Below are 9,585 nucleotides of genomic sequence, written 5' to 3'. Positions count from 1 at the left end.
TGACCCAGCAAATTGGTCCGCGCTGAGCGCAAGTTTTTCGGGCATCCTGAACCCTGAAGGAGGGAGGATGCCATGCCTCGCAAACGCTTCACGAACGAACAGATCGCCTTYGCCCTGCGGCAGGCGGAGAACGGTGCGACGGTGGACGAGGTCTGCCGGAAGATGGGTGTATCCGAGCCGACGTTTTACCGTTGGAAGAAGCAGTTCGTCGGCATGGGCGTGCCGGAGATCCGGCGGCTGAAGCAGCTGGAGGACGAGAACGGCAAGCTCAAGCGGTTGGTCGCAGACCTGACGCTGGACCGCTCCATGCTGCAGGACGTCCTCAAACGAAAGTGGTGAGGCCCGCCGCTCGCCGTGAGGTCGCCGGTCACCTGCAGGTGGCCTACGACATCAGCGAGCGTCGGGCCTGTCTGGCCACCGGCTTCGGCCGGTCGTCCCAGCGCTAYACCAAGCGCTCTGATCCGCAGGTCGCGCTGCGGATGCGACTGAAGGAGCTGGCTGCCKCACGGGTGCGCTACGGCTACCGGCGGCTGCACATCCTGTTGCGACGGAAGGGATGGAAGGTGCTCGCCGTGAGGTCGCCGGTCACCTGCAGGTGGCCTACGACATCAGCGAGCGTCGGGCCTGTCTGGCCACCGGCTTCGGCCGGTCGTCCCAGCGCTATACCAAGCGCTCTGATCCGCAGGTCGCGCTGCGGATGCGACTGAAGGAGCTGGCTGCCGCACGGGTCCGCTACGGCTACCGGCGGCTGCACATCCTGTTGCGACGGGAGGGCTGGAAGGTGAACCACAAGCGCACTTACCGGATCTACCGCGACGAGGGACTGTCGATCCGGCCCAAGCTGCCTTAAGCGCAAGCGGGCCTGGCGCTATCGCCAAGGGCGACCAGCGATCGGTGGGCCCAACGGGGTCTGGGCGATGGACTTCGTATCCGACCGCATCTTCGACGGGCGTCCGTTCCGGATCCTGACGGTCGTCGATTGCCACACGCGAGAGGCGCTCTCACTCACGCCGAGAGCCAACTTCCGCGCCTTCCAGGTGACCGAGGCGCTCGATGCCTTGGTCCGGCTGAGGGGGCCGGCCCAAGAGCCTGCGGGTCGACAATGGACCGGAGTTCGCCGAGCGCATGCTCGACCAGTGGGCTTACCTGAACGGGGTCGAGATCGACTTCTCCCGACCGGGCAAGCCGACCGACAACGCTTACATCGAGTCGTTCAACGGNGCGCATGCTCGACCAGTGGGCTTACCTGAACGGGGTCGAGATCGACTTCTCCCGACCGGGCAAGCCGACCGACAACGCTTACATCGAGTCGTTCAACGGCCGTCTACGAGCGGAATGCCTGAACGCCTCGTGGTTCCTGTCGCTGGCCGATGCCCGTGAGCGCATCGAGGACTGGAGGTGCCACTACAACGAAGATCGACCCCATATGGCTCTGGGCGGCTTGACGCCTCGAGCCTTCGCCAACCAAGCTGCCATAGCCCGAGAACTTGCATAGGCCGTGGACCACAAACGGGGTCAANCCCCATATGGCTCTGGGCGGCTTGACGCCTCGAGCCTTCGCCAACCAAGCTGCCATAGCCCGAGAACTTGCATAGGCCGTGGACCACAAACGGGGTCAAGTCCACCAGGCTCAAGAGCCATACCAAAGGGCGGGCCACTTCAATGGGGCGGACCAGTACTCCAGCCGGGCCGCAAAGCCGACATCTACGTGCTTTGCTGGCATTCGGTCGCTGATAGCGAGGTTGCCGATCGCCGCGACCCTGCACATTGGGAGTTCTTCGTGATACGCGCCGCATTCCTTGGACCGGCGAAGACGATCGGAATAGCGAGAGCCCAGCGACACGCTGCGCGGGTGCACTTTATGCAACTTGATCACAGCGCCGCACAACTCTTGAGCAAGTTCAGAAATCCTTCCGCAAATGTGGCGAAATCCGGGCAAAACGTTTGATTGACGTTAAACAAATGGAGGAGGCCTTGGTTGAGGCGATCATTCCACGGGTGAGCTTCCTAACTTATCTCGCTAATCCGCCCTACGGCGACTTCGACGCGGTGCTGGGGACGGTGGTGGAGGCGCTGACGCCGGGCCCCTACCTCCTCGGCGACCGGCACTCCGCCGCCGATGGCGGCGACAGGCCCGCCACCGAAACGAGGCGCTGCGGAACGCCGATGGAGCGCCCCTACCCCATTCCCGTGCCATCGCCGGGACGATCCGACCCGTCGGCGGGCCAAGACGGTCTGGGACGCCCTCAGAGCTGAGACGAAGCCGGCACAGCCGGCTGAGGACGTCCGGACGCTGCCGAAGTGCGACCTCGACACCAGCTCCGAGGACGGCTTCGGTCCGGCCGGCTGCCCTGAAGCTCGCCGGCCTGGACTGCAAGGGGTTCGGCCGGGGCAGGGCGCTGATCCGGGCGACGACCTACAACCCGGCTGCCAGGGGTATCCTCACAGGCCCGTTCCGCGTCATCGAGCGGACGATCCTCTCGGCGGGTGAATCTCGGCCAGGCGCCCTCCCCGTTCGGCGGCTCCTGCGATGAACGCCCCGGGCTGCTGACCTTCTGCAGCAGCGCCAGACCGGCGACCTCGTGGGCCGCTCGCCCGAGCCTGCCGACGCGCAGGCGGTCGCCGCGGGCCGGCAGCGTGCCGAGGCGGACGATCTGGCGCCGAAGACCGCCTTGGCATTGCCCTCCCCGACCGGGTCTGTTCCCGCCTCGATCCGGCCGGGGCCGCGGAGGCCAGCCGCCGCAAGGGCGTGGCCCGCGACGCGATCCAGACCGCGGCGGCCGACAGCACTCGACCGTGGCGCTGTGGAAGCAGGTCACCCCGCACATGGGTGCGCGCACCGTCCAAGGCGTCGTCGTTCTTCTCGCACGTCTCGCGTGACCAGGCGAGGGGCAAGCCGACCCTGCAGGTCGAGGGCCAAAGCCCGAAGAGCGTCTCCCGAAGTGGCGCCGATCCCCTCCCCCTTCGTTGTGACCGGCCGGCTCTGGACCGGGCTGATGAGGAGATCGGATTGGACCGGAGGAGCCGACGATGGAGTGGGGGCAGACGACGAGAGCGGACTCGGTTGTGCTCACTCTGCAACGGGTCGAGGTCCGGACAGCCGCCCTGTGAACCCCTCCAACCCGATTCGGCCCAAAGTAAAAGCGCTCTCGGGGTGAGATTTCGAGACTTGGCGTGACTCAAAGCTGACCGTTTTTATCGCGGAAACCGAGCGATATTTTAAGGGGCCGCAGATCGGACACGGCGCGGCCCCATTGAATAAACACCTTTTCCACGAACATATTTGCCAAGATGCCAATCACAACGACCAGAACGATAAGGGGGATCAGCGAAAAGACGGGGTCCAGATCTAAATAATTGAAGCTCAAGTTCTTATTTTTCATGAAAATATAAAATACGATACCGTGGAAAAGATAGATTCCAAAGGATATTTCGCCCAACAGGCGGGACGAAGAAGTGCTGAGTGCACCGAATAAGTTATTTCCGCACGCGACAATGATAAAGAACTGCCCTGTAAAGATCAGGGCAGTTCCTTCTGCGTAGGGGAACAGAAACATACCGGTCAACAGCAGGAGCAACGATCCAAAGGCAACCCTGGATGATGCGAGTTTGTCAGCAATCGAGGGGCGGATCGAACATTCGTGCGCGATCATGCCGATGAAGAAGAGCGGGAAGAACCGGAACGCGATGCCGGAGAAGCTGAACGCGCTCAGGGAAAGCGAAACGAGGAGGAGTGCTCCCGGCAAGATCCACGTCGGATACCGGACAGACCAGAAACTCATCATCAACGCACAGACTGGCAAAATCGAAAAGTAGAAGATCCATTCATACTTCAGCGACCAGAAAACATAGGCATTGACGCGCCCGCTGTCCTGGTAACCCATCAGGGGCGGCTGCGACCAGGCGGCCAACCAATGAGACAGGGGAACAAGGTCATTTCGACTCAAAGTCGTGCTTCGTTCATATCCAATAACGAGGCACACAACGATCAGAGACAAAGCAACCAGTGGAATGATGCGAAAAAAGCGCTTGAGATACAGGGGTAGCCAAGCGGTCTCAAAAAAACCTTTCAGGATAACAGGATAGAAGAGATATCCAGTAATCATGAAGAAAATCGCGACTCCCGTTGAGCCAAGCTGATTGAAGAAATGGATGGCCGGTGGGCGCCAGCCGATGTTCAGGTGATAACTATTGAGCCAAATCACAAAATGATGGAAAACCACCGCAAGAGCCAGGAATCCTCGAAGTCCATCAAGACTGCTGGCTCCGCGCGGTCGCTTGGGCAATTCAAAACCAATCAGCACGAACAGTTTCGCTACAGAGATCGCAGCGCAAAGAGCCAGGACGCTCAGGAGCACGATGATGATGGCGTAGGAGGTTGACATGAGTGCGTTTACACAACCGAGGAGCGGGGGATCTTTGATCGTATGTCTGACCTATGCCGACGTATAAGATCTCATTCGGCACTGGGACTCGGTCAGGCCCGCTCGTATACCCAACAAAGACGCTAGAAAAATCCAGTTGTATCCCCAGATATGGACAGTAAATGCAGCGAACGCATACAAAAAGATGCAGATCGCCAAACCGCGTCGCGCGTCTTCGACTTCGGCCCCGAGGGGCCGCAGTCGGCCGACGGCAACCGTGATGCCCGTGGACAGCAATGCTAAAGCAAGTAGGACGGATCCCGGAATGCCATACCGAACCGTCTGAACCAACCAGAGGGAATCAATCGTCGCCGACATTTCGTCACCTCTGATCCAATCGGCGAGACCAATACCGAAGAAGGGGGCAGATCGTACATTCACCAGACCCCACCGCCAGATTTGAAGCCGGTAAAGTCCCGTTTGCGGGTCCAGCGTGAGATGATCGATCATCACGCGAACAGGATCGTCAGCCAAGAAATAGATCAGAAACAGGCTGTAGAGCGATACCAGCATTAAGAGCGTGAACCGCCAGGGTTTTTGATCGAAGGCGCGGTAGTATAGATAAAGCAGGATGGACAGGGCACATGAGAGAAACGGCGCAGACGAGAGCGCCAAGCCCATACCGAACAACGAAACAAAGCACCAAATGAGTTTTTGAATATGGCTCAAAGTCGAATGTAGAAAAATCACGAAGCACATTGCGAAGAATGTACCCATCAAGATCGGATGTTCGATCGCTCCTTGCGCACGGATCAGCCCGAACCTGTAAGATGTGAACTCGATTGCTGAGGTTCCGCCCGTGAGGACTTGGCCAATCTTGAAGACAATGTTGACGCCTGAAATAATATCGGTCATTGCCCATAGACAAAGCGCCGATACGACAACCCTCAACGCGGACACAAACAAATAATAGGTTTCTATTGTACCAAAAACCGTTCTGCCAATCAGGTAGGCAAACACGAACTCGATCGCAGAGACGGCGCCGATACCGCCGAGAGCTTTGGCGCCGGTGTTGTAATACAGCGCCACAAGCATCCAACTGCAAAGTGCAAAGACGATGATGTCAGAGACCACCAGGGCATAGCCGTTGCCTCTGATTTTGTAGAAAATCTCTCGGACCGCAAAAGTCGTTGCAAGTATTAAGAGCACGCGTGCAAACGACAGTGCGTTTGCCAAAGGAAGAATCATGCTGGAGGGAATGACGAAACAGCCTGGATAGATCAGCCTGACAGCCCTTGCCCCCCGGAGGTTGGCGGCATAGGTCACGGGCGATTGCCAATTTCGTGCTGTCCGTCCCTGTCTCAGGGTGTTCCGCCAATCCCCCCGCAGCGCGTGTTCTCGGCCGAACGAGGATGGCTTCAAGTCCCGTGCCGCCTTGGTCGCTTTCACGTTGACGTGCTCATTCGGTGCGTGCCCAGCGATTTGGAAGGAAAAGCAAAACCTGTAGATGATTTAAGTAACATACTGGATATCATCGTTTTTGCGGCCTTTCGACGCAACAACCCGAGTTGAACTTCAGCGCGTGCGAGATTGCAAGGTTTTATTTGGGTCAGAGCAGAAATGGGCGTCTTTCTTCATTGATTGATGTGATGAAGACTGCCTCCGTTGAGGTCGTGTCTCTGTAAGCTGACCGCCGCATACCGGGAGATTTTCTGCTTATATGTCAGCGAAAAACTCGGGTTTTTGTGAAAAATCTCCGTTCTGTCCGTCCATCGGACCCCGGTAAACCTCCTCCGTCTGAAGAGTTTGGTTGTTCTCGATCGAGATCTCAGTCGTGCGCCGCGGACACTCAAGACCTCAATCTCATCTTACGGTTCTACCGTCGGAGTGACGGCTCCTTGACTTGGAAGCGACCGCGGACGTCGGAGTGACGGCGGCTGGCGTAGACAGGAACGGGGCAATCGCAGACGGCGCGGTTCGCATCCTCAGGCCAGCGCGCGCTCGTGGAGAGGACGTCCCGCACACGACACCCTCGTGCGCGACAGCGATCGCGCGGTGAACATCTTGGATCACGACGGCACCGGCGGCAGCATCGGCGCGGGTCGCGTCGACACCGGGACGATCATCCTGAAGGGCGTCGACATCGGTCCGTCACACCAGGCGGCAGTCTCATCGTATAAGGCCCGGACCCCGTGACCAGGAGAGGTCCTCGCCGAGGAGGCATGGGGTCTGGATCAGGCGGGGAGCGCGGTGTGGCCGCGCCCAGCGGCGATCGTGCCGGGCTTCGGAGTGAAGGCCGCTTCGATGTCGGCGATCATTTCCGCCAGGGCGCTCTGTCGGACCTTGTGGCCGTAGCCGTTGAAGCCGGTCTGTGGGTCGAAAGTCTCGAAGAACGCGGTCCCGCCGGAGAACACCTCCGGATAGCTGGTCCCGCTGCCGCCGTTCGGCGTGTAGGCGTTCACATAGGCGTTGTTCTGTGCCCTGTAGCGGAAGGGCACGCCGGAATAGGCCGCGGACCCGTTCTGCGCCGTGATGAAGCCATCCGGCGTGGTCGGATCCGCTGCGCGGATCGTCCCGCCGAGCGTTGCATGCTCCCAGATCGCCCCGAGAATATTGCCGCTGATATCCATCTCGAAGCCTGACCAAGCGACCCAGACGGTGGATCCTGCCGTATCCGGTCGGTTGCCGGCCGGAGCTCCGGCGGATGCGGACACCTGATAGTACCCGCCGTTGTAGAGGACGACCTGACCGAGTGCGTAGGCCAGGGCCGCAGAATAGGCACCCCGGTACCTCACCCAGGGCTCGACGCTTCCGTTGAAGCCGTTCGCATAGCCGCGATCGTCGATGGATTCGCTCATGAAGCGGATGAGGGTGTTGAACGCGTACTGCGCTGTCGCGACGGATCGCGCATTCGCAAGCTGCGCGCCGTTCGGAGTGTTGAACAACATGAAGTTGCCGGCGATGTACTGGCGCTGATCGAGGTCACCCATGAGCGAGTTCATCTCGCCCTGGTTGGAGAAGGAGCGGATCGAGGCGGCTCCCCAGAGGTAGTTTCCGACAACGCAGAAGTCGCGAACCTTCGGGATGTCGTTCGGCGCGGCGACCTGATGGAAGTCGGCATGCTCGTTCGAATGCTCGTGGATGTCGAGCATCCGGGTCACGCCATTGCCATAGATGCGAACCCTCGACCCGTTCGCGATCTGGGATGCAGACAGGTTCGAGGACGCGACGGCCGGGTATTCGTCGATAAAGTCGTTCGAGCCGCGCACCGCGAAGGTGCGGGCGATCTCACAGTCGTTGGCGAACCCGATGTCGAAGGCCACGAAGTAGCCGTTCACGACGCAATCGTGGAAATACGCCCTGTTGGCGTTCCGGATGAACGCCCCCGTCAGCACGCGGACATCGGATGCCCCGGAGGAACCCGTTCCGAAGCCGCAGCCGTTGAACGCGATGTCTCCGACGTTGCCGGAGGAATCGGCCAGGACCTGGAACTGGGTCGCACGGGAGGCGAGATTGTTCGACTGGCAGAGGGCTCGCTGCGTCGTCTCGCTGAGAGGATAGTGACTGAATGCGGTGGCGGGCGTGTGACCGCTGCCGGCGGTCACGATGGTCAGCGGTGACTCGGTCGTGAGCCGTCCATCGTCATCTACGTCGAACCAGCCCTCGAAGCCGATACCGGCGCTGGCGAGGAAGGTCCCGGAGCCGGCCGACGTCGTCGCGATCGCCGCCCCGCCGACCGTTGCGGAGATCGTGACCGCGTTCGCGTCGAGAACCGTCTTCACATAGTAGTTCACGCTGGCGCGGATGCCGGCCGGCAGCGTGCTTTTCACGTCCGGGATCTGGCCGGCACTGTTGAAGGTGACAGCCGTGTTGGCCGCGAGCCCGTGCTGGGTCCAGCCGATGACGGCCGGGCTCCCCTGGGAGATCGTGACCGGTGTGTTGCCGACCTTCTTCGAAACGTAGGCCCGACGCTCATGGGGGCTGGCGAGGTAGCCGACGCCGACCTGCTGCACCGAGGCGACGCCTGTGACGGCGCCCTGGGCATCTACGGTCGGGGTCCAGATGAACGGGGTCGCGACGTTCGTGAACTTGGCATTGTAGGCATCGACGTTCGGGACCAAGCGATGGTCGATCCTCTCCAGGACCAAGGGTCCGAAGGCGCCCGTCGCCCTGTTGGCGGCGGCGAACCCAGAGGTCCGGTCGCCACGGGATTTCACTGTCAGCGACCCGCCGCGCGCCGTCGCCTTGGCATTCCGATCGAGCGTCCTCGTCCTGGCGATGAGGTTGGCCGCGCCGATGCCGAAATTCGGGTTGTCGAGCGTGCCGTCGTACTTCCGGGTGAACGCGCGCGCCCCGAGCCACACCCCGGGCGGAAGGGCAATCGTCCAGTCCGTCGTGAGAGACGACGCGGTCGCGGCCTCGGCGGCGGTGAACGCGGCGTCCGTGTCGACGTCGAAGGTGTCGGCTTCGACCGTGACCCGGATCGCGGAATAGTAGGTTCCGCCGCCCTGCACCGGCAGATCGTAGGTCCCGGACCCCAGGTTGGCGGAGTCTCCGGCCTTCGAAACCGACAGCGTCCCGCGCGCGTCGATCGCGAAGTAATCCGCCGGCCCCGTGCGGGGGACGAACGCCGTGCCCGCCGGAAGCTGCTGGATCACGACGCCCGATGCGGTCAGCGCGCCGACCGAAACGGCCAGTACGGACGAGGCTGGCGGCGTGACGTTCGCGTTCTCGGGTCGAATGACGGAGCGCGCGTGGGCATCTGCCATCAGGCCGAAGAGCGAGAAGCCAACGAGTAGGCTGCGGCGGGTATGCGTCATGACGGGACAACCTCGATCGGGAAACCGTTGCGGTGGTCGCGGGCGTTCTGCAGGAGACCGAGACGGCCAGGATGTCGATCCTGCCCGCCGGTTCTGCCGGATCATCCGGAACCGCTGTGGCCCAGAGCCGTCGGAACGATCGGAGATCGCCGCGTTCGATGAGGGGCTGGGCAACGCCCGAACCTGCAGCGTCCGCATCGTGGAGGCCCGCGCGGCCGGCATCGATCAGGACGGGGACGCCGTTCGGACTGCGCTGAGGCTAGCTTGGAGCGGCGGACAGCCCGAAGGGCGGATCGGCCGGCTCACCCATGGTAGGCGGCGCTGTGTACGACGGAGGATTCTCCGAGTTCGACGAGGCGCTTGAGGTCGGCGCGGTTCATCACGCTGCCCACCAGCTTGTC

The 9,585-nt window shown here is 61.4% G+C and carries 6 protein-coding genes and 2 pseudogenes; 5 read left to right on the top strand and 3 right to left on the bottom strand.

Annotation, left to right across the window (positions count from 1 at the left end; all coding sequences use genetic code 11):
• Nucleotides 1-72: 72 nt before the first annotated feature.
• From ASG63_RS27135 to ASG63_RS26050, 4 genes and pseudogenes are all read left to right on the top strand, one after another.
• A pseudogene (locus ASG63_RS27135) lies at nucleotides 73-359 on the top strand (transposase); the annotation flags it as partial.
• Nucleotides 360-568: 209 nt separating this feature from the next.
• Nucleotides 569-1,220, top strand: a pseudogene (locus ASG63_RS26195) (IS3 family transposase); the annotation flags it as partial.
• 1 nt (nucleotide 1,221) lies between these two features.
• A partial coding sequence (locus tag ASG63_RS26630) for an integrase core domain-containing protein (RefSeq protein ID WP_244479981.1) occupies nucleotides 1,222-1,495 on the top strand: 274 nt, incomplete at its 5' end.
• A gap of 479 nt (nucleotides 1,496-1,974) precedes the next feature.
• Complete coding sequence (locus ASG63_RS26050) at nucleotides 1,975-2,256, top strand: hypothetical protein (RefSeq protein WP_200957566.1); 282 nt, start codon at nucleotides 1,975-1,977, stop codon at nucleotides 2,254-2,256.
• A gap of 923 nt (nucleotides 2,257-3,179) precedes the next feature.
• Here ASG63_RS26050 and ASG63_RS24635 read toward each other — a convergent pair.
• Both ASG63_RS24635 and ASG63_RS19645 read right to left on the bottom strand, forming a co-directional pair.
• Entirely contained in the window at nucleotides 3,180-4,385 is a 1,206-nt protein-coding gene (locus ASG63_RS24635; RefSeq protein WP_082559411.1) for an acyltransferase family protein, read from the bottom strand.
• A gap of 51 nt (nucleotides 4,386-4,436) precedes the next feature.
• Nucleotides 4,437-5,813, bottom strand: a complete 1,377-nt coding sequence (locus ASG63_RS19645; protein ID WP_156394261.1) for an O-antigen ligase family protein — start codon at nucleotides 5,811-5,813, stop codon at nucleotides 4,437-4,439.
• 585 nt (nucleotides 5,814-6,398) lie between these two features.
• Here ASG63_RS19645 and ASG63_RS25575 point away from each other — a divergent pair.
• Complete coding sequence (locus ASG63_RS25575; protein ID WP_156394260.1) at nucleotides 6,399-6,560, top strand: hypothetical protein; 162 nt, start codon at nucleotides 6,399-6,401, stop codon at nucleotides 6,558-6,560.
• 38 nt (nucleotides 6,561-6,598) lie between these two features.
• Here ASG63_RS25575 and ASG63_RS19640 read toward each other — a convergent pair whose 3' ends face one another.
• Nucleotides 6,599-9,184 carry a hypothetical protein gene (locus ASG63_RS19640; RefSeq protein WP_056220501.1) on the bottom strand — a complete coding sequence of 862 codons (2,586 nt, stop codon included), beginning with the start codon at nucleotides 9,182-9,184 and terminating at the stop codon, nucleotides 6,599-6,601.
• Nucleotides 9,185-9,585: the final 401 nt, after the last annotated feature.

Source organism: Methylobacterium sp. Leaf94 (assembly GCF_001426045.1).
Classification (GTDB): Bacteria; Pseudomonadota; Alphaproteobacteria; order Rhizobiales; family Beijerinckiaceae; genus Methylobacterium.
This window is presented reverse-complemented; position numbering and strand designations above follow the sequence as displayed.

Bases quoted from the DNA above. Each gene is read 5' to 3' on its own strand.
- ASG63_RS24635 (WP_082559411.1), bottom strand. From the start codon at position 4,385: ATGTCAACCTCCTACGCCATCATCATCGTGCTCCTGAGCGTCCTGGCT.
- ASG63_RS19640 (WP_056220501.1), bottom strand. From the start codon at position 9,184: ATGACGCATACCCGCCGCAGCCTACTCGTTGGCTTCTCGCTCTTCGGC.